Annotated in this window: 20 protein-coding genes; 15 read left to right on the forward strand and 5 right to left on the reverse strand. The window is 71.2% G+C overall.

All coding sequences use genetic code 11. The features are described from left to right. Window positions 1-9: 9 nt before the first annotated feature. From DES41_RS15950 to DES41_RS15960, 3 genes are all read right to left on the reverse strand, one after another. Window positions 10-510, reverse strand: a complete 501-nt coding sequence (locus DES41_RS15950) for a GAF domain-containing protein (protein WP_147282867.1) — start codon at window positions 508-510, stop codon at window positions 10-12. 62 nt (window positions 511-572) lie between these two features. Next, window positions 573-1,361: an SDR family NAD(P)-dependent oxidoreductase gene (locus DES41_RS15955; protein ID WP_114468653.1), complete on the reverse strand. Its 789-nt coding sequence runs from the start codon at window positions 1,359-1,361 to the stop codon at window positions 573-575. Window positions 1,362-1,453: 92 nt separating this feature from the next. Next, window positions 1,454-1,843, reverse strand: a complete 390-nt coding sequence (locus DES41_RS15960; protein WP_114468654.1) for a RidA family protein — start codon at window positions 1,841-1,843, stop codon at window positions 1,454-1,456. Window positions 1,844-1,965: 122 nt separating this feature from the next. Between DES41_RS15960 and DES41_RS15965 the strand changes: the two genes are divergently transcribed. Together DES41_RS15965 and DES41_RS15970 are read left to right on the forward strand one after the other, a co-directional pair. Further along, entirely contained in the window at window positions 1,966-2,955 is a 990-nt protein-coding gene (locus DES41_RS15965; protein ID WP_114468655.1) for a LysR family transcriptional regulator, read from the forward strand. 179 nt (window positions 2,956-3,134) lie between these two features. Further along, a complete protein-coding gene (locus tag DES41_RS15970; protein ID WP_114468656.1) occupies window positions 3,135-3,341 on the forward strand; it encodes a dodecin in 207 nt (68 codons plus the stop codon). A 41-nt stretch (window positions 3,342-3,382) separates the two neighbouring features. Here the strand turns inward: DES41_RS15970 and yccS are convergent, their stop codons facing one another. After that, the gene (gene yccS, locus DES41_RS15975) at window positions 3,383-5,515 is read right to left on the reverse strand and encodes a YccS family putative transporter (RefSeq protein ID WP_245965733.1); all 2,133 of its coding nucleotides are present in this window, start codon (window positions 5,513-5,515) and stop codon (window positions 3,383-3,385) included. Window positions 5,516-5,752: 237 nt separating this feature from the next. On the opposite strand from yccS, the gene DES41_RS15980 reads away from it, so the two are divergent. Next, window positions 5,753-6,046 (forward strand): thiamine-binding protein, encoded by a 294-nt coding sequence (locus DES41_RS15980; RefSeq protein WP_114468657.1) that lies wholly within the window; start codon window positions 5,753-5,755, stop codon window positions 6,044-6,046. 6 nt (window positions 6,047-6,052) lie between these two features. Here the strand turns inward: DES41_RS15980 and DES41_RS39575 are convergent, their stop codons facing one another. Then, complete coding sequence (locus DES41_RS39575; protein ID WP_281277206.1) at window positions 6,053-6,178, reverse strand: hypothetical protein; 126 nt, start codon at window positions 6,176-6,178, stop codon at window positions 6,053-6,055. A 311-nt stretch (window positions 6,179-6,489) separates the two neighbouring features. On the opposite strand from DES41_RS39575, the gene DES41_RS15985 reads away from it, so the two are divergent. From DES41_RS15985 to DES41_RS16040, 12 genes are all read left to right on the forward strand, one after another. Further along, the gene (locus DES41_RS15985; RefSeq protein ID WP_114468658.1) at window positions 6,490-7,245 is read left to right on the forward strand and encodes a Crp/Fnr family transcriptional regulator; all 756 of its coding nucleotides are present in this window, start codon (window positions 6,490-6,492) and stop codon (window positions 7,243-7,245) included. Next, window positions 7,235-7,441 (forward strand): hypothetical protein, encoded by a 207-nt coding sequence (locus DES41_RS15990; RefSeq protein ID WP_114468659.1) that lies wholly within the window; start codon window positions 7,235-7,237, stop codon window positions 7,439-7,441. Before DES41_RS15985 ends, DES41_RS15990 begins: the two co-directional genes overlap by 11 nt. Then, the gene (locus DES41_RS15995) at window positions 7,438-7,851 is read left to right on the forward strand and encodes a surface-adhesin E family protein (protein WP_114468660.1); all 414 of its coding nucleotides are present in this window, start codon (window positions 7,438-7,440) and stop codon (window positions 7,849-7,851) included. The genes DES41_RS15990 and DES41_RS15995 overlap by 4 nt, the downstream gene beginning before the upstream one ends. A gap of 91 nt (window positions 7,852-7,942) precedes the next feature. After that, on the forward strand, window positions 7,943-8,695 hold the full coding sequence (locus DES41_RS16000; RefSeq protein WP_114469006.1) for a Crp/Fnr family transcriptional regulator: 753 nt from the start codon (window positions 7,943-7,945) through the stop codon (window positions 8,693-8,695). A 5-nt stretch (window positions 8,696-8,700) separates the two neighbouring features. Continuing rightward, complete coding sequence (locus DES41_RS16005) at window positions 8,701-8,946, forward strand: hypothetical protein (protein ID WP_147282868.1); 246 nt, start codon at window positions 8,701-8,703, stop codon at window positions 8,944-8,946. A gap of 173 nt (window positions 8,947-9,119) precedes the next feature. Continuing rightward, on the forward strand, window positions 9,120-10,352 hold the full coding sequence (locus DES41_RS16010; RefSeq protein ID WP_114468662.1) for an acyl-CoA dehydrogenase family protein: 1,233 nt from the start codon (window positions 9,120-9,122) through the stop codon (window positions 10,350-10,352). A gap of 25 nt (window positions 10,353-10,377) precedes the next feature. Next, window positions 10,378-11,631 (forward strand): acyl-CoA dehydrogenase family protein, encoded by a 1,254-nt coding sequence (locus DES41_RS16015; protein WP_114468663.1) that lies wholly within the window; start codon window positions 10,378-10,380, stop codon window positions 11,629-11,631. A gap of 127 nt (window positions 11,632-11,758) precedes the next feature. Beyond that, window positions 11,759-12,784, forward strand: coding sequence for a tripartite tricarboxylate transporter substrate-binding protein (locus tag DES41_RS16020; protein WP_114468664.1), 1,026 nt, complete (start codon window positions 11,759-11,761; stop codon window positions 12,782-12,784). Between the two features lie 29 nt (window positions 12,785-12,813). Further along, the gene (locus DES41_RS16025) at window positions 12,814-13,785 is read left to right on the forward strand and encodes a TauD/TfdA dioxygenase family protein (protein WP_425466372.1); all 972 of its coding nucleotides are present in this window, start codon (window positions 12,814-12,816) and stop codon (window positions 13,783-13,785) included. Window positions 13,786-13,893: 108 nt separating this feature from the next. Beyond that, a complete protein-coding gene (locus DES41_RS16030; RefSeq protein ID WP_114468666.1) occupies window positions 13,894-14,721 on the forward strand; it encodes a MetQ/NlpA family ABC transporter substrate-binding protein in 828 nt (275 codons plus the stop codon). A gap of 1 nt (window position 14,722) precedes the next feature. After that, the gene (locus DES41_RS16035) at window positions 14,723-16,066 is read left to right on the forward strand and encodes an LLM class flavin-dependent oxidoreductase (RefSeq protein ID WP_114468667.1); all 1,344 of its coding nucleotides are present in this window, start codon (window positions 14,723-14,725) and stop codon (window positions 16,064-16,066) included. A gap of 171 nt (window positions 16,067-16,237) precedes the next feature. Next, window positions 16,238-18,352: a hybrid sensor histidine kinase/response regulator gene (locus DES41_RS16040; protein ID WP_211332991.1), complete on the forward strand. Its 2,115-nt coding sequence runs from the start codon at window positions 16,238-16,240 to the stop codon at window positions 18,350-18,352. The last annotated feature ends 53 nt before the right edge of the window (window positions 18,353-18,405 follow it).

Genomic DNA, 18,405 nt, shown 5'->3' on the forward strand with positions numbered 1-18,405 from the left:
CGCGCGCCGCTAGAGATACGAAGGCACGAGCTTGGCCGTGAACTGCAGGCAGGCCAGTTCCTCGTCCGAGATCGTCTGCTCCACCAGGTCGAAATGGCACAGCGTGCCGTGCAGGTCGCCGCGGTCGTTCAACAGCGGCACGCCGTGGTAGGACATCACCACGCCCTGGAAGGGGCTGTAGTCCAGCCGGCGGTCCTGCTGCGTGTTGTCGGTCAGGAAGAAGCCTTCGCGCAGCACGATCTGGCAGAAGCTGTCCTTCAGCACGACGACCTCCAGCGCTTCGGGCTTCACCTCGCCCAGCTTGTCGAACATGTGGGTGTTGCGCAGCAGCTCGCCGTCCAGCGCGAAGATGCCGCTGTAGCGGTGCGCCACGCCGGCATTCATGGCGCGCAGCCCCGCGTCGACACCACCGGCGCTGAAGGCCTGCGCGATCGCCTGGGTGCGCGCAGACGGCGGCTCGCGCAGCAACGCGGGGGGAAGCGAGTGGAAGGTGGAGGGAGAAAAGAGCATCGTGGCGGCCGCGACAGGTCGAGAAGGCACATTGTGCCGCCCGGCCAAAGGCCCCGCAGCGGCTAGACGATGCTGTCGACCACGCCGCCGTCCACGCGCAACGCGGCGCCGGTGGTGGCGGATGCCTGCTCGGAACTCACGTAGACGACCATGTTGGCCACCTCGTCCACGCTGGCGGCGCGGCGGATGATGGACGAGCCGCGGTGCGCCATGACGAAGTCGGCCGCCACCTTCTCCAGGCTCTCGCCGGTGCGCGCCACCTCGTCCTTGAGCATCTCGGCCACGCCTTCGGACAGCGTGGGCCCAGGCAGCACGGCGTTGACAGTCACGCCGGTGCCCGCCAGCCGCTTGGCCAGCCCGCGCGAGACGGCCAGCTGGGCCGTCTTGGAAAAGCCGTAGTGCACCATGTCGGCGGGGATGTTGATGGCCGACTCGGACGAGATGAACACGATGCGGCCCCAGCCGCGCGCCACCATGCCCTGCGCGTAGTGCCGGGCCATGCGCACGCCCGACATCACGTTGGTCTGGAAGAAGCGCTCCCATTCGCTGTCGGGCGTGTCGAAGAAGTCCTGCGGGCCGAAGATGCCCAAGTTGTTGACGACGATGTCCACGTCCGGATGCGCGGCGAACAGCCGGGCACTGTCGGCCTCGGTGGCCAGGTCGCCGGCGAAGCCGATGGCGCGGCCCGGCAGATCCTGCAGGCGTGCCAGTGCCGCGGCCACGCTGGCCTCGCTGCGGCCGTTGACGACGACCTCGGCGCCCGCGGCGAGCAAGCCCTTGGCAATGGCGAAGCCGATGCCGCCGGTCGACCCGGTGACCAGCGCACGCCGGCCGTTGAATTGGATGTGCATGGGATGGCCCCGTCTGTTGCGATCGGCCGGATCTTAGGCCGATGCGCGCCGCACGTCTGCGAGGGGCACGCCGCGCCGGGGCCCCGCAGAGGCTACGGCAGCTTGGCCACCACCTTGATCTCGAAGTCGAAGCCGTACAGCCAGGTCACGCCCACGCAGGTGATGTTCGGGAACGGCGCCTGGCCCCAGTACTCGGGCACGACAGCCCAGATGCGCTCGAAGCGGGATTCGGGATCGACGATGAAGACGGTCACATCGACCACGTCGTCGAAGCTGCAGCCGGCCGCAGCCAGCACCGCATTGAGGTTGTCGAAGGCGCGGCGCACCTGGGCCTCGAGCTCGGGCTCGGGCGAGCCGTCTTCGCGGCTGCCGACCTGGCCCGAGACGAACAGGAAGCCATTGGAGCGCACGGCCGGCGAGTAGCGGTTGCGCTCGTACAGCGCCTGGCGGCCGGCGGGAAAGACGACGTCACGTTGTGCCATGGGAATGCCTTGGGGGTTGGGTTCAGATGGAATGTAGAAAACGGCGGCCGCGCGATCAACGCGCCAGTCCACCCACCACTGTTCGTAAACTCCGAACAATCCCCGATTCCACTGGAGCGCGCATGGACCGTTTCGATGCGATGCAGGCCTTCGCCCGCGTCGTGGAAGCCGGCAGTTTCACCAAGGCGGCCGACACGCTGCACATGGGCAAGACCAGCGTCACCCAGCTGGTGCAGCAGCTGGAGGCGCGGCTGCGCGTGAAGCTGCTGAACCGCACCACGCGGCGCGTGCACCTCACGGCCGATGGCGCGGCCTACTACGAGCGCGTGGTGCGCCTGCTGGCCGATGTGGACGACGCCGAGACCAGCCTGTCGAGCGCCGCCACCGCACCGCGCGGCCGGCTGCGCGTGGACGTGCCGAGCCCGCTCGCGCGCACGCTGCTGGTGCCGGCGCTGCCCGACTTCCATGCGCGCTATCCCGAGATCCAGCTCGACATGGGCGTCAGCGACCGCGTGGTCGACCTGATCGGCGAGAACGTGGACTGTGTGCTGCGCGGTGGCCGCATCGCCAACCCTTCGCTCGTGGCGCGCCACGTGGCCGACCTGCAGCTGGGCGTGTACGCCGCCCCCGGCTACCTGGCGCTGGCCGGCCGCCCCGACCACCCGCGCATGCTGGAAGACACGCACCACCGCATCGTCGGCTTCCTGTGGTCGCGCGGTGGCAAGACCTTCCCGTACGCGATGCAGCGCGGCGACGAGCAGGTTCGCGTGCAGGGGCGCCACGCCTTCGCGGTCGACGACGGCAACGCCTACCTCGCGGCGGGCCTGGCCGGGCTGGGCGTGCTGTGGCTGCCCGAGTACATGGCCAAAGCGCACCGCGCCAGTGGCGAACTCGTGCCGCTGTTCGAGGACTGGCGGCTCGACCCCATGCCGCTGTACCTGGCCTACGCGCCGAACCGGCACGTGAGCGCGAAGTTGCGGGCCTTCATCGACTGGACGGTGGCGCTGCTGGCCGTGCATGCGCCGGTCGGCGGCCACCCTTCCCCGGGCCGCGGGCAGGCCGGCGCCCCAGCACCGGGGCGCGGCCCCAGCGACCGTGGTGCCGGCCCTTGAAGCGGGCTGTCTGGGCCATGGGCGGTCGGGCCACCGCGCGGTGGCCCGGCCCCAGGGACGATCCGCGTGTCCCGGCCACCCCTGCCCCCTGATGGCACAGGCGAAGAAGGCCCGTGCTTTCATCGCGCAGGCGGTTGCCGCACACTGAACGCCCTTCCACCACCACCAGGAGACCCACCATGTCCAACCATGTCTACAAGACGCTGGAGCTCACGGGTTCGTCGCCCACGGGCATCGAAGACGCCGTGCAGACCGCCATCGCCAAGGCGCACGAGACCGTGCGCAACATCCAGTGGTTCCAGGTCACCGAGACGCGCGGCCATGTGGTGGACGGCAAGGTGGCGCACTGGCAGGTGGGCCTGAAGGTCGGCTTCACGCTGGACTGACGACCAGGCCGAGCACGGCGATGCCGGACGGCTGACCGCCCTCACGCCACGGGCAGCATCCTCTGCGCTTCACGGTGCAGCTGCGGCAATAGCTGCATGGCCAGTGCCAGCTGCGGCTGGGTCGCTGCGCTCGGCACGAGTTCGGGCACCGCCACGGTGGCCGCCTCGGGCTGCGGCTGGCGCAGGCGCTCGGCCATCGCGTTCAGCTGCGCACCGAGCGCGGCCGCATCGCGGCGCAGCACCTGGTCCTGCCCATCGCCCGCCAGCGTGCCGCGGTGTGCGCCCAAGGCGGACAGGTAGTTGAGCAGCGTGTGCGACAGCACCAGGAAGCGGCCACTCGCCTCGAACAGGCGCCGCGCATGGGCGGGCTCCTTGAGCATGGACGCATAGGCGTTCGACAGCGCCGCGTCGGCGCTGTGGGCGCTGCGCCGCGCGAACCGGTAGGCCAGGTGGTCCTGCTTGCCGGCCCCCGCCTGCGCCGCGATCTCCTGCAGGTACCCGGCCTGTGTGCGCAAGGCCTGTTCGGCCAGCTGCGGCCATTGGCGCGACTGCCAGTTCGGCAGCACCAGCCACGCGGCGAGCCAGGCCAGACCGCCGCCGACCACCGTGTCCAGCATGCGCGTGGGAATCACGCCGTCGCCCATGCCGGCCTGGTGGAAGCTGAGCAGCAACAGCACCGTGACCGACGCCGTGGCCCGCGTGTAGTGGGTATGGCGGCTGCCGAGGAACAGCCCACCGGCCACCACCAGCAGGGCCGACTGCAGCACCGCACCCGGAAACAGGCGGATCGCCGCCCAGCCCAGGCACAGGCCGAGCGCCGTGCCGGTGGCCCGCTGCACCATGCGGTGGCGCGTGTCGGCATAGCGCGGCTGGCTCACGAAGACGATGGTCAGCAGCACCCAGTAGGCATGCGGATCCCGCGTCATGGCCACGATGGCGCTGCCGAGCAGCAGCGTCAGCGCCAGCCGCAACCCGTGCCGCAGCAGCGGCGACTGCCAGTGCAGCTGCTCCAGCACGCGCTGCCAGGCGGCACGCCAGTCGCGCGGACCGCGGTCGCGCAGTGCATCGCTCGGCCCGCCTTGCAGCGGCTGCTCGAGCCCGGGCAGCACGCCGGCCATCGCGGTGAGGTTGCGCCCCAGCTGCTGCACCGCGCCCAGCGCCCGCGCCGCCGCGGGCTGCTGCGGCAGCGGGCCGGCCAGCAGGTGCGCGATCGCGGCCTGCATGTCCTCGATGGCCCGCGCGGTGCTGCCGGTGTGGACCGGGCGGCCACGGGCCGCGATGGCCTCGGCGAACTTGAGCAGCTGGGCACCGAGCTGGGTCAGCACGCGCTGGCAGCGGTACAGCGCGTCCGAATGGAACAAGGCCTCGGCCAGCAAGCCGTAGTCTTCGTGCGAGGAGTTGACCCGCTCATGGATGTCCTGCGCCGCGAGGTACTGGCGCATCGCCAGCTGCAGCCAGACCGGGCGCGGCCCATCCCCCTCGGGCAGGCGGCTGAACAGGCTCTCCTTGGTGGCCGTCAGGGCCAGCACCACGCGGCCGTTGTGCAAGGCCAGCGCCATGCGGCGTCCGGCCAGGTCGACGTCACGCACAGGCTCCAGCAGCTGGGCCTTCAGGCGCAGCTGCTCGCCGAGCAGGGCATACAGGCGCGACATGCGGTGGCGCAGCGTGGCGCGCGGCAGCAGCGCTGCCCACATCACCGACACCACGCCGTACCAGGCGGCACCGAGCAGGAGCAGCACCAGGGCCCGGTCGGTGCGGCCCTGGCGTCCCAGCATCGCGATGTAGATGGCGAACACCAGCACCGCCAGCGCCACCGCGCGGTAGCGTTCGCCCAGCGCGCCGACCAGCGTCAGCGCCAGCGCCGCGGCGGCCAGCACCAGAGCCTGCAACAAGGGCGCCGGCTGGCTGGCCTGCACCGCCAGGCCGACCGCCGCAAACGCCGCCAGCGCCAGCAACTGCGCGCGCAGCCGGCCGCGCCAGCCGTCGTCGGATTCGGCCAAGGCACTGGCGATCACCCCCAGCATGGCCGGCATGAAGGCCAGCTCCCAGCCGGCCCACCAGCCCAGCAGCAGCACGCAAAGCAGTGCCAGGAAGGCGCGCAAGCCGCGGGCCACGCCCTCGTGGTTGCGCGTGCGGCTCCAGGTGACGCGCCAATCCAGGCCTGGTGCGCTCACGGCTGCGTTCCCGCCGGGCAGCCGGGCTTGGGCGCGCGGAACCAGGTGGGGGCGAAGGCATCGGACTGGCAGTGAAACGATGGCATGCGGACGGCACTGGAATGCCGCTGAGCTTAGCGCGAACCCTCCCAGCGCCCGGCCACGGCTCTGCCCCTGCTCTCGCTGCTGGCCTGCGGCGCTGCCTGGGCCCAGCAGGCCCCGCCCCCGGCGCCGGCCGCGGTCACCCCACCCGGCCACATGCTGGCCGAGATCCAGGTCATCCCGCGGCCGGTCGGCACGGCGGACGCCCGCTACAAGCACGTGGACGCGGCCATCGCCGTGATCCAGGCGTCGGGCCTGCGCTACGAAGTTCCCGGCCTGGGGACGGTGGTCGAAGGCCCGCCGGAGAAGGTCTGGCCGCTGCTGCAGGCCGTGCACCAGGCCACGCTGGAGGCCGGTGCCGAGCGCACGCTCAGCATCATCAAGGTCTCCAGCGGCGCGCAGGCAGGCGGGCCGCGCGTCGAAGACCTGGTGCGCAAAGTCCGCCAGTGAGCCGGCTCAGTCTTCCGCCAACAGTTCGAACAGGATGTCCAGGTCGCGGAAGCGCAGCAGCGGCATCTTGACCGGAACGCCGGACGCGAAGGCCTGGCGCATCTGCACGGCGAGTGTCTCGAGGTCTGGCATGGCATCTCCTTCCTTGGGAATGGCCACCGGCCCTGCAGGCAGCACCGGGGCGTGACGTGACCATGCACCCGTGCCTTCGGCGCGTGCGTAGGCCTGCACCCGGCAGCGCCGACATCCGACAGGCGACCTGCAGGCCGGCGTGCGCGACGGGCGCGTGGTCCCCCGCCGACAGACAGCGCCCCACGCACGCGCGAGACTGGCCCGCACCGGCCGCGATCGGCCAGGGGAATTGTTCCGGGCGATTGGCCCAGGCGATTAACCCAGGTTAATGCAGCGCGCGCCGTCCTGCCCAATGATCCGGAGGTACCGCCATGCTGACCCGAAATGTGCTGCGCAACCGCACCGAAGACTTCACGGACGAAGAGCGTTCGGTGTTGGAATCTGCCGTCGGGCGCACGCAGACCCACGCCGCAGGGCAGACGGTGGTCCGCCAACGCTGCGTCGTGGACACCAGCACGGTGCTCGTCCAGGGCCTGATGACGCGCCACGTGCATGCCGCCGATGGCCGCCGCCACCTGGTCGCCGTGCATGTGCCGGGCGACTTCGTCGACCTGCACGCCTACGTGCTCAAGCAGCTGGACCACGACCTGGGCGCGCTGACCGATGTGACGGTGGCGCTGGTGCCGCATGCTGCGCTCGATGCCATCCAGGCGCGCCATCCGCAGATGGCCAAGCGCCTGTGGTTCCTCACGCTGCTCGACGCCGCCATGCACCGGCAGTGGGTGATACGCCTGGCAAGCCTCAGCGCCTTGCAGCGCGTGGCGCATTTCCTGTGCGAGATGAATGCCAAGCTGCTGGCGATCGGGCAATCGGACGGCCAGCGCTTCCTGCTCCCCATGACGCAGACGGACGTCGGCGAGGTCTGCGGCCTTACCAACGTCCATGTCAGCCGCGTGCTGCGCCAGCTGCGCGAGATGGAGCTGTGCAGCTGGCGCGGCGCGCAGGTGGTGGTGCACGACCCGGTGCGGCTTGCCGCCGCAGGCCTGTTCGCACCGGACTATCTGTATCTGAACCCAGCCATGTCGCTGCGCGTGGCCGGTGACACGGGAGATGCGAATGTCCGATGAACCCCGCTTCCTCAAACCCTGCACAGACCCCGGACAGGCCAGTGCCGAGAACGGCGTGGTGATCCTGGACGGCCCTGACGGTGTGGCCGTCACGATGACGGCCGATGCGGCCGAGCAGACCGCCGACAGCCTGCGTGCCGCTGCCATGCAGGCCCGCGCGGAAGCCGCCCGACAGCGGGACGGTCTGCGCGATTGAAGCTGCACGCCTGGGCCTGGGGCGCCGTTCTTTCCGTGGCCCAGGCCACCACCACGCCATGGCTGACCGTGGCCGGCGACCCCGCTGACCCGCTGGCCGACACGATCCAGGTGAACCCCTTGTTCGTGCTGAAGGACGGCCCGCGGCGAACCATGGAAGTGCGCGTCAGCCGCAGCGAGGAGCGGACCAGCACGGACGGCATCCGGTTCCGCTCGTTCCACGGCCTGGTTGCGTTCGACTGCGAGGCGCGTGTCGCGCGCTTCGTCAGCAGCCAGTTCTACAGCGCGCCGCTGTGGCGCGGCCCTGGCACCCAGATGGACTACCCGCTCACGGTGTGGCGACCGGTGGAGTTCCGTGGCTTCCAGCCCAATCCGCGCGACCGGGTCGTGCAGGCCGCGTGCAGCCCTTGACGGGCGGACTTGCAACAAATCCGGCGCAAATTAATCCACGTTAATGCGCACCACAGGTTCCTGGTCGACCATCGCGGCGCCCAGACTTGTCATGCTGACCCAGAACGTTTTACGCAACCGCACTGCCGAAGTCACGGAGTCAGAACGTGCCATTCTCGAAAAGGCCATCTCGCACACCCGCAGCTACGCCGCTGGCCAGACCGTGGTGCGCCAGGACGCCACCGTGGGCGCCAGCACCCTGCTGGTCGAAGGCCTGATGACACGCCATGTGGACGCCAGCGATGGCCGGCGCCACCTGGTGTCCATCCACGTCCCCGGCGACTTCGTCGACCTGCACGCCTATGCGCTCAGGCAGCTGGACCACGCCGTGGGCGCGCTCACCGACTGCGTGGTGGCCGTGTTCCCGCACGAGGCGCTGCGCCGGATCGAGAAGCAGCACCCGCGCCTCACGCGCCGGCTGTGGTTCTCGACCCTGCTGGATGCGGCCACGCACCGCCAGTGGGTGGTCCGGCTGGCCAACCTCAACGCGTTGCAGCGCGTCGCCAACTTCCTGTGCGAGATGAACGCGCGCCTGCTGGCCATCGGCCGCTCCGACGGCATGCGCTTCGAGCTGGCCATGACGCAGGCCGACATCGGCGATGTCTGCGGCCTCACCAACGTGCACGTGAACCGCGTGGTGCGCCAGCTGCGCGAGCGCGAGCTGTGCAGCATCCGCTCGGCGCAGGTGCAGATCCTCGACCCGCAGGGCCTGGCCCGTGCCGGGCAGTTCAGGCCCGACTACCTGTACCTCAACCAGCCCACGGCATCGCGGGCAGTGGGCAGCGGCGCGCCCGCCACGCCCTGACCGGCATGCACAGTCCGCGCACCCGCATGGAGCTGCTGCGCTGCCGCGACGCCCTGGCGGCGGCCGAAATGTCGGACGACCTGCGCGAGCTGGCCGACGACCTGCTGGACCGGCTCATGGGCATGCACGACGCGCGGCGACTCAACGGGCCGGTCTTCCTGCTGGCGCTGGACTCGCTGGAACTCGTGCCCGGGCTGCAGGCCTCGGTGCAGGCGCTGCGTGCAGCGGTCCACCGCGAAGTGGTGGGCTGACGCCGCGCACCACCGCGTCCACGGGCCATCCGGCCCGGGCCCGCCGCCCGGCCGCGCGCGGCAGTCTGAGACGCCATATGCGCACCGCGTCTTAGCAAGCGCGAAACGCTTCTACCGGTGGGTGGCGCGCGCCGGCACACTGGCCCGTCCACGGCCTTTCGCGCACCCGCACCATGACCCAACTCCACCTTGCCTGGGGCGCTGCGCCCAGCCCCCGCTACGAGGCCCTGGCCCAGCGCTTTCGCCCCGTGTTCGAACGGATCCGCGGCACCGCGGTCGAGCGCGACCTGAAGCACCGAATGCCGCACGAGGAGCTGCACTGGCTGCGCGCCGAAGGCTTCGCCAGGCTGCGCCTGCCCGTCGAGCAGGGCGGCACGGGCGCCACGCTGACCGAGTTCTTCGGCCTGCTGGTCGAGCTCGGCGCGGCCGACACCAATGTGGTCAATGCGCTGCGTGCGCACTTCGGCTTCACCGAGGACGTGCTGAACGCCGGGGCGGCCGAGTTCCGCACCCACTGGCTGGCCAGGATCGCCGAAGGGCAGACCATCGGCTCGGGCTTCTCGGAATCGGGCGATGCCAAGGTCGGAAGTTTCGCCACCAGGCTCACGCGCGATGCCCAGGGCCAGCTGCGCCTGTCGGGTCGCAAGTTCTACACCACCGGCTCGCTCTTCGCCGACTGGATCAACACCGCGGCCGACGACGAGCATGGCCAGCCCACGCTGGTGCTGGTGCCGCGCAAGGCCAGCGGCGTGCAGGTCGACGACGACTGGGACGGCTTCGGCCAGGCGCTGACGGCCAGCGGCACCGCGCACTTCGACCAGGTGGCGATCGAGCCGGCCTGGGTCAACCCGGCCAAGACGCGCTTCGCCTACTCCTCGCCCTACTACCAGCTCGTGCACCTGGCCTCGCTGGCCGGCATCGCGCGGGCGCTGTCCGAAGACCTGGCGCAGCGCGTGCGCGAACGCACGCGCACCTACAGCCACGCCAATGCCGAGCGCAGCGCGCAGGACCCGCAGGTGCTGCAGGTGGTGGGCCGCGTGCACGGCGCGGCCTACGCGGCCAATGCCATCGTGCAGCAGGCCGCGCGCGCGCTGGAGCTGGCCTGGCAATCCTCGCAAGTGCGCACGCTGGACGCCGCCCAGCGCGAGCAGGCCAATGTGCTGGCCCATGTGGAGGTCGACCAGGCCGTGCCCGTGGTCACGCAGCTCGTGCTGGACGCCAGCACCCAGCTGTTCGACGCGCTGGGCGCCTCGGCCGCGCTGCGCCCGGCCGGTCTGGACCGCTACTGGCGCAACGCGCGCACCATCGCATCGCACAACCCGCGCGTGTACCGCGAGCGGCAAGCCGGCGACTACGCCGTCAACAGCACGCCGCCGCCGACCTACTCCCGCGTCGGCACGGCCTGATTTCCCTCTCCCACACCGCCCCCGCATGAGCTCCCTCGCAGAACCTGCCAGCCCCGCGCTGCAAGACATCTCCAACCCCCACCCCGCGCCGCTGGGCAAGGCGCTGCCGGCGGCCGGCGACGCGGCCCTGCTGTTCACGCGCGCCCAGGCCTTGCTGCCACTGATCGCCGAGGGCGCGGCTGCGCGCGAAAGCGCACGCGAACTGCCCTACGCGCTGGTGCGCAAGATCGCCGAAGCCGGCCTCCTGACCTTCCGCATCCCCAAGGCCTACGGCGGCCCGGGCGGCTCCATCCACGACGTGGTCCGCTTCCTGGTCGAGCTGGCGGCCGTGGACTCCAACCTCGCGCAGGCGCTGCGGCCCAACTACGGCTTCATCGAGAGCCTGCTCGCCGGCAAGGACGAGGCCGCGCGTCAGCTGTGGTTCGGCCGGCTGCTGGGCGGCCAGATCCTGGGCAACGGAGGGCTGGAGCGCGGGGGCGCGCACGGCGCCACGGCCGCGACCATCCTGCGCGACGGCGCGCACTACCGCGTGAACGGCACCAAGTACTACAGCACGGGCGCCCTCTACGCCGACTGGATCACCTCGCTCGCGCTCGACGCGGACGGCAAGGAGACCGCCTTCTTCGTGCCGCGCGGCCGCGCCGGCGTGGAGCTGGTGGACGACTTCGACACGGCGGGCCAGCGGCTGACGGCCAGCGGCACCACGCGCTTCACCAACACCCAGGTGCTGGCCGAGGAGGTGCGCTCCGGCCACTTCTCGCGCGAGAAGCGCAACCCGGTCACGCCGCTGTACCAGCTGATCCTTGCCGCCGTGGAGGCAGGCATCGCGCGCAACGCCTTGAGCGATGCCGTGCACTTTGCGCAGAAGCATGCGCGGCCGATCCGCCACAGCAGCGCCCAGGCCTCGGTGGACGATCCCTATGTGCGCGAGGCCGTGGGCCAGATCGCGGCGCAGGCCTATGCCGCCGAGGCCACCGTGCTGCGCGCGGCGTCTGCATTGGACGCGGCCTGGGCTGAGCAGCTCGGCGAGGAAGCGCTGACGCGGGCTTCGGTGGAGATCGCCCAGGCCCAGCATTTCGCCGTGGCGGCTGCGCTCAAGGCCTCGGAACTCGCGTTCGACGTGGGCGGTGCCTCGGCCACCGACCGGCGCCACAACCTGGACCGCCACTGGCGCAATGCGCGCACCGTGGCCAACCACAACCCGCGCCAGTGGAAGGCCGCCGCGGCCGGCGCCTGGCACCTGAAGGGCGAGCCGCCGCCGACCACCGGCGCGTTCTGACGGGCCGTGCGGCAAGGAAGAAAAGCGCATGTGCTCATGCGCTTTTCTTCGTTCACGGCCGCGGGCGCACTTCCTAGAGTGGGCGATTCCGCGCGCTGCCCCCGGCGCGCCTGCCCCGAGGAAGCCCATGCCCCACACCCTCACCCGGCGCGCCAGCCTGGCCCTGGTGGCCGCAGCCGCCCTGCCGCGCGCGCAAGCCAGCACCGCGCCCTGGAAGCCTGCCAAGCCCGAGTTCATCGTCCCCAGCGGCGCGGGCGCGGCGCTCGATGCCGCGGCGCGCAAGCTCACCGAGCTGCTCGCCCGCGAAGGGCTGACCGAGAGCTTCGTCGTCAGCAACCGCTCGGGCGCCCATTCCATCCAGGCGCTGGAGATCCTGCAGCGCCAGAGCGGCAACGCCAGCCTGCTCATGACGCTCAGCAGCGGCTACGTGACCAGCGCGGCCCAGGGCGCGCTGGCGCCGCGGCTGCAGGAAATCACCCCGCTGGTCACCCTGCTGCGCGAGTTCACCACCGTGGTGGTGCGCGCCGACTCGCCGGTCCGCGACGCGGCGGGGCTCATTGCCACGCTCCGGCGCGACCCGGGCGCGCTGTCCATCGGCATCGCCACCACGCTGGGCAACCACATCCATCTGGGCATCGCGCAGCCGCTGCAACAGGCCGGCGTGGCCGTGCGCGGCCTGCGCGTGGTGCCGTACAAGTCGTCGGCGGAGTCCACCGCGGCGCTGGTCGGCGGCCACCTGGACGTGGTCTCGGCCACCACGCCCAACCTCTTGCCGTACCTGCAGAACCAGCGCGTGCGCGTGATCGCCATCGCGGCGGACGAACGGCTGGGCGGCGAGTTCGCCGATGCCCCGACCTGGAAGGAACAGGGCGTGGACTACGCCAGCCAGTCGTTCCAGGGCGTGGCCACGACCGCGCGCGTGACGCCGCAGCAGCAGGCCTTCTGGGTCGAGGCCTTCGGCCAGGTGGCCCGCTTGCCCGAGTGGCAGGCCTTCGTCGCGCTGAACCAGTGGAAGCCGCACTTCCTGGGGCCGCAGCAGACGCAGGCGGCGCTGCTGCAACAGATCGCACAGACGCGCACCCTGCTCGCCACGCTGGGCCTGGAGGGCACCGACGCCGCAGGCCAGGCGCAGGCTGGCGCCCCGCGGACCTGAAAAACCATCGCCAAGGAGACGACATGAACATGCCACTGCCCGCCGCTGTCCAGCAGACGCTGGAGCAAGCCCTCGACGACACCCGGCACATCGAGGTGCTGCCGCAGTCCGCCCACATCGGCGCGCTGATCACCGGCGTGGACCTGCGCCGCCCGCTGCAGCCGGCGGAGGTCGCCACCATCCGCGCCGCGCTGCTGCGCTGGAAGGTGGTGTTCTTCCGCGACCAGCCGCTGGAACACGCCCAGCACATCGCCTTCGCCCGCCAGTTCGGCGATCCCACGCTGGGGCATCCGGTGTTCGGCCATGTCGAGGGCCACCCCGAGCTCTACTCCATCGCCAAGCACCGCACGGCCAACAGCCACCAGGGCCAGGCCGAGCAGCGGCCCTGGAGCGGCTGGCATGCAGACGTGACAGCCGCACACAACCCGCCCTGTGCCTCCATCCTGCGCGGCGTGACCATTCCGCCCTATGGCGGCGACACGCAATGGACCAACCTGGCGGCGGCCTTCGCCGCACTGTCCGAGCCGCTGAAGGGCTTCCTGCAGACCCTGCGCGGTGAGCACCGCTTCAGCCCGCCGGCCGGCGCCCAGGCGTCCGAGGCCTACCAGCGCGCGGTGCGCAGCCACGAGTTGGTCAGCGAGCACCCGCTCGTGACCGTGCACCCCGAGACAGGCGAGCAGGTGCTCTACATCAGCCCCGGCTTCCTCAAGCGCATCGTCGGCCTGCATGCGCGCGAGAGCCGCGTGCTGCTGGAGTTTCTCTGGGAACACGCCGTGCGCAGCGAGTTCACGGTGCGCTTCAAGTGGGAGCCCGGCTCGCTCGCGTTCTGGGACAACCGCGCCACCGCCCACGTGGCACCCAACGACATCTTCGCGCTGGACTTCGACCGCCAGCTCTACCGTGTCACGCTGGTGGGCGAGGTGCCGGTGGGCACGGACGGACGCGCATCGACCGCCATCTCCGGCGACCCGGTGCTGGCCGCGCACGGCGCGGCGTACTGAGCGGACGCGGCCCGGCGCGCTTGCTCGCGCCGCAGATATCCAAGCGCGCAAATCTTCGTTGGCCTGCGCGGGGGGCAGCACTAGAGTGCGGCGCTTCAAGGAGTCCGCATGCACCCCCTCACGCAAGGCGCCGCGCGCCGCAGCCTCGTCTTCGCCGCCTTCGCCGGCGCCCTGCTGGCCACCACGGTGGCCGCCGCCACCGAACTGTCGGTCGGCTTCATGCCCGGCCCCTACCGCGATGCCTTTGCCAAGGCCATCGCGCCGCAGCTCGAGAAGCAGGGTTACACCATCCGGTACGTGGAGTTCAGCCAGGGCGTGCAGCCCAACGACGCGGTCGAGCGCGGCCAGATCCAGGCCAACATCTTCCAGCACAGCCTGTACCTGGAAGCGACCAACCAGCGCCAGGGCTTCGACCTGGTGCCGGTGGTGCATGTGCCCACGCCGCCCATGGGCCTGTACTCGCAGCGCCACAAGAGCCTGGCCGCCGTGCCCGACGGCGCCACCGTCACGCTGCCGGCCGACCCGGTGAACGCGGCGCGCGCGCTCAACATCCTGGCCGCCGCCGGCTGGGTGCAGGTCAAGCCCGGCGTAGACCCGCTCACGGTGTCCGAGCGCGACATCGTGGCCAACCCCAAGAAACTCAAGCTGGTGCCGTTGGACGCGGCCCAGGCGCCCCGCTCGCTGGCCGACGCCGACATCGCCGCCGTGCAGGGCAACTTCGCCGTGGCCTCGGGCTTGAAGCTGACCGACGCTTTGAGGCTCGAAGACATGACGCTGCCTTACGTCAACGTCGTCGCCGTCAAGCGCGGCAATGCCGGTGCCAAGTTCGCGCAGGACATCGTGGCCGCCTACCGCTCGCCCGAGTTCCAGAAGGTGTTCCAGGCCAACCCGGTCTGGGCCGGCTACCGCCTGCCCGACTACTTCAAGAAGGACTGAGATGACCGCCCTGCCCCCGCGCCAGCTGCACCTGAACGTCAACATCCTGCACTCGGGCTTCGTGCCCTCTGCCTGGCGCACGCCCGAGGCGGACCCGCGCGCCTTCATCGACGTGCAGCACTACATCCGCGTCGCGCAGATCGCCGAGCGCGGCAAGCTCGATGCCGTCTTCCTGGCCGACAACGCGGCCATCATCGACCAGATCCACTTCCGCCCGATCACGGCGCTGGAACCCACCGTGCTGCTGACCGCCGTGGCCGCGGCCACCACGCACATCGGCGTGATCGGCACGGCCTCGACCAGCTACAACGAGCCCTACAACATCGCGCGGCGCTTTGCCTCGCTGGACCATGTGAGTGGCGGGCGCGCCGGCTGGAACGTGGTGACCACGGCCGACGTGGCCTCGGCCCGCAACTTCGGGCTGGACGCCGTGCCCGACCACGCCCGGCGCTACGCCCGCGCCTCGGAATTCACCGACGTGGTGAAGGCGCTGTGGGACAGCTGGGAAGACGACGCCTTCATCGGCGACAAGGCCGCCGGCCGCTTCATCGACCCGGCCAAGGTGCACCCGATCGCACACCACGGCGAGTTCTTCAACGTGCAGGGCGCGCTGACGCTGCCGCGCTCGCCGCAGGGCCGGCCGGTGCTGGTGCAGGCTGGCGCCTCGGCCGACGGGCGCGAGCTGGCCTCGCGCCATGCCGAGGCGGTGTTCTCGGCCTCGCAGTCGCTGGAGGAATCGCTGGCCTACAGCCAGGCGCTCAACAGCCGCGCCGCCGCGCTGGGCCGCGGGCCGCACGCCGTCAAGGTGCTGGCCGGGCTGACCACATTCATCGGCGCGACGGAGGCCCAGGCCATCCGCCGGCGCGACGACTTCATCGACGCGATTCCCTGGGACTACAGCCTCACGCGGCTGGCCGGCACGCTGGGCACCACGCCGGACCGCCTGGTGCTGGACCAGCCGCTGCCCGAGGATCTCTCGGTGCCGGCCGGCGGCAACGGCAACCACACCTTCTTCGCGGCGACCATGGCGCTGGCGCGGCGCAAGAACCTCACGGTGCGCCAGCTGATCCGCGAGCTGGGCGGCGGCGGTGGCCACCGCATCATCGTCGGCACGCCGGAGCAGATCGCCGACGACATCACGCACTGGTTCGACACGGGGGCGGCCGATGGCTTCAACCTGATGCCCGACGCCTTGCCTGACGGCCTCTCGGACTTCGTCGACGGCGTGGTGCCGCTGCTGCAGCGCCGCGGCATCTTCCGCACCGCATACAGCGGCCGCACGCTGCGCGACCACCTGGGACTGCCCTTCCCGGCCGGCCGCGAGGCCACGCGCAGGGCCGCCTGAAGGGCGCACACGCCTGGCCACCGCGCAGGCGGCACACCCGCAGTCCGCTGGCTGGCACGCCAGGCCTTGTAGGCCGAGGCCGCTCATGGACGACAGCAGGCGGCGCGACCATGCTGTCGCCGCGCTGCGCGGCCCTGGCATGCGCCCGGCTGGCCCTAAGATCGCGGCTCCATGAACCTGCCTGGCCCCTCCGTATTCCAGTCCGGCGGTGGCGACATGGGCGCCAAGATGCGTGCCTTCGACTGGGCACGCACGCCGCTCGGGCCGATTGCCGGCTGGTCGGTGGCCTTGCGCGTCACGGTCGACCAGATGCTGGCCTCCAAGTTCCCGGCCTGCCTGTTCTGCGGCCCGGACCTGATCGCCATCTACAACGATGGCTACCAGACCATCCTGGCCACCAAGCCGCAGGCGCTGGGCCAGCCCATGCGTGAGACCTGGCGGGAGGTCTGGCCGCAGCTGCAGCCCATCGCCGAGCGGGCGCTGGAGGGCGAGTCCACCTTCATCGAGGACTACCAGATCCACATCGACCGCAATGGCCGCATGGAGGACGCCTGGTTCACGTTCAACTACGGCCCCGTCTTCGACGAGCACGGCCAGGTCATCGCCATGCTGGACACCGTGGTGGAGACCACCTCCAAGGTGCTGGCCGAACGCCATGCGCGCGAGGAGCGCGCGCACCAGCAGCGCCTGCTGCAGCAGATGCCGGGCTTCGTCGCGGTGCTGTCCGGGCCCGAGCATGTGTTCGACTACGTCAACGACGCCTATGTGCAGATCGCCGGCACGCGCGAGCTGCTGGGCAGGTCGGTGCGCGCGGCATTCCCCGATCTGCAGGGCCAGGGCTTCTTCGAGATGCTGGACCAGGTCTACGCGACCGGCATGCCGCTCCGCGCGCATGCCTTGCCCGTGCGCTTCTCCCATGCGGCAGGCGAACGCTTCATCGACCTGCTCTACGAGCCGATCCGCGACGCCACGGGCCAGGTGCGCGGCATCTTCGCCGGCGGCTACGACGTGAGCGAGCGCGTGCAGGCCGAGACCGAGCTGCGCCAGCTCAACGCCACGCTGGAGCAGCGCGTGGCCGAGCGCACGCTGGCGCGCGAGCGCGCCTGGGAAGCCCTGGCCGAAACGCAGGACGCGCTGCGCCAGGCGCAGAAGATGGAGGCCGTGGGCCAGCTGACCGGCGGCATCGCGCACGACTTCAACAACCTGCTGGCCGCCGTCAGCGGCGCGCTGCAGCTCATGCGCATGCGCCTGGACCAGCGCCAGACCGACGGCTTGCACGCCTACCTGGACATGGGCGAACGCTCGGTGCGCCGTGCCGCCTCGCTCACGCAGCGCCTGTTGGCCTTCTCGCGCCGGCAGACGCTGGACCCCAGGCCCACCGATGTCAACCGGCTCGTGCAGGGCATGGAGGAGATGGTGGCGCGCACCGTGGGCCCGTCCGTGCAGCTGGCGGTGGAGCCGGCACCGGCGCCCTGGCCCACGCGCGTGGACGCCTCGCAGCTGGAGAACGCGCTGCTGAACCTGTGCATCAACGCGCGCGACGCCATGCCCGAGGGCGGCCGCCTCGTGCTGGCCACCGCCAACCGCACGCTGGCCGAAGAGGAGGCCGCCGCCCACGAACTGCCGGCCGGCGACTACGTCTGCCTGCGCGTGACCGACACCGGCACCGGCATGCCGCAGGACATCGTGCAGCGCGTGTTCGACCCCTTCTTCACGACCAAGCCGCTGGGCCAGGGCACGGGCCTGGGCCTGTCCATGGTCTACGGCTTCGTGCGCCAGTCGGGCGGCCAGATCCGGGTGGATTCCGAACCCGGCCGCGGCACCACCATGACGCTGCTGCTGCCGCGCCACCTCGGCGATGCGGAGGCCGACGACGCCGGCAATGCCGCCGATCCGCCCGGCGGCGGCGCCGGCGAGACCCTGCTCGTGATCGAGGACGAGGACATCGTGCGCGAGCTGCTGACCGAGGTGCTGGAGGACGCCGGCTACACCGTGCTGGGCGCCGCCGACGGCCCGGCCGGCCTGCGCCAGCTGCAGGCCAGTGGGCCGATCGACCTGCTCGTGACCGACGTGGGCCTGCCCGGCGGCATGAACGGGCGCCAGGTGGCCGACGCCGGCCGGCTGTTGCGTCCGGAGCTGCAGGTGCTGTTCATCACCGGCTACGCCGAGGCCGCGACCGTGGGCAACGGCTTCATGGAAGCCGGCATGGAGGTCATGACCAAGCCCTTCGACCTGGCGGCGCTGGTGTCGCGCGTGCGCGAGATGCTGGACCGCAGGCCAGCCTAGGGACGCCGCCAGCCTCGCATCTCAGGGGACCGTGCGCTGCAGCCGGCCACCGC

The sequence above is a fragment of the Pseudorhodoferax soli genome, from assembly GCF_003337555.1.
Lineage (GTDB): Bacteria > Pseudomonadota > Gammaproteobacteria > Burkholderiales > Burkholderiaceae_C > Pseudorhodoferax > Pseudorhodoferax soli.

Excerpts from the sequence above, each read along its gene's own strand:
- DES41_RS15950 (WP_147282867.1), bottom strand. The coding sequence starts at position 510 with ATGCTCTTTTCTCCCTCCACCTTCCACTCGCTTCCCCCCGCGTTGCTG.
- DES41_RS15955 (WP_114468653.1), bottom strand. The coding sequence starts at position 1,361 with ATGCACATCCAATTCAACGGCCGGCGTGCGCTGGTCACCGGGTCGACC.
- DES41_RS15960 (WP_114468654.1), bottom strand. The coding sequence starts at position 1,843 with ATGGCACAACGTGACGTCGTCTTTCCCGCCGGCCGCCAGGCGCTGTAC.
- DES41_RS15965 (WP_114468655.1), top strand. The coding sequence starts at position 1,966 with ATGGACCGTTTCGATGCGATGCAGGCCTTCGCCCGCGTCGTGGAAGCC.
- DES41_RS15970 (WP_114468656.1), top strand. The coding sequence starts at position 3,135 with ATGTCCAACCATGTCTACAAGACGCTGGAGCTCACGGGTTCGTCGCCC.
- DES41_RS15980 (WP_114468657.1), top strand. The coding sequence starts at position 5,753 with ATGCTGGCCGAGATCCAGGTCATCCCGCGGCCGGTCGGCACGGCGGAC.
- DES41_RS39575 (WP_281277206.1), bottom strand. The coding sequence starts at position 6,178 with ATGCCAGACCTCGAGACACTCGCCGTGCAGATGCGCCAGGCCTTCGCG.
- DES41_RS15985 (WP_114468658.1), top strand. The coding sequence starts at position 6,490 with ATGCTGACCCGAAATGTGCTGCGCAACCGCACCGAAGACTTCACGGAC.
- DES41_RS15990 (WP_114468659.1), top strand. The coding sequence starts at position 7,235 with ATGTCCGATGAACCCCGCTTCCTCAAACCCTGCACAGACCCCGGACAG.
- DES41_RS16000 (WP_114469006.1), top strand. The coding sequence starts at position 7,943 with ATGCTGACCCAGAACGTTTTACGCAACCGCACTGCCGAAGTCACGGAG.
- DES41_RS16005 (WP_147282868.1), top strand. The coding sequence starts at position 8,701 with ATGCACAGTCCGCGCACCCGCATGGAGCTGCTGCGCTGCCGCGACGCC.
- DES41_RS16010 (WP_114468662.1), top strand. The coding sequence starts at position 9,120 with ATGACCCAACTCCACCTTGCCTGGGGCGCTGCGCCCAGCCCCCGCTAC.
- DES41_RS16015 (WP_114468663.1), top strand. The coding sequence starts at position 10,378 with ATGAGCTCCCTCGCAGAACCTGCCAGCCCCGCGCTGCAAGACATCTCC.
- DES41_RS16020 (WP_114468664.1), top strand. The coding sequence starts at position 11,759 with ATGCCCCACACCCTCACCCGGCGCGCCAGCCTGGCCCTGGTGGCCGCA.
- DES41_RS16025 (WP_425466372.1), top strand. The coding sequence starts at position 12,814 with ATGCCACTGCCCGCCGCTGTCCAGCAGACGCTGGAGCAAGCCCTCGAC.
- DES41_RS16030 (WP_114468666.1), top strand. The coding sequence starts at position 13,894 with ATGCACCCCCTCACGCAAGGCGCCGCGCGCCGCAGCCTCGTCTTCGCC.
- DES41_RS16035 (WP_114468667.1), top strand. The coding sequence starts at position 14,723 with ATGACCGCCCTGCCCCCGCGCCAGCTGCACCTGAACGTCAACATCCTG.
- DES41_RS16040 (WP_211332991.1), top strand. The coding sequence starts at position 16,238 with ATGAACCTGCCTGGCCCCTCCGTATTCCAGTCCGGCGGTGGCGACATG.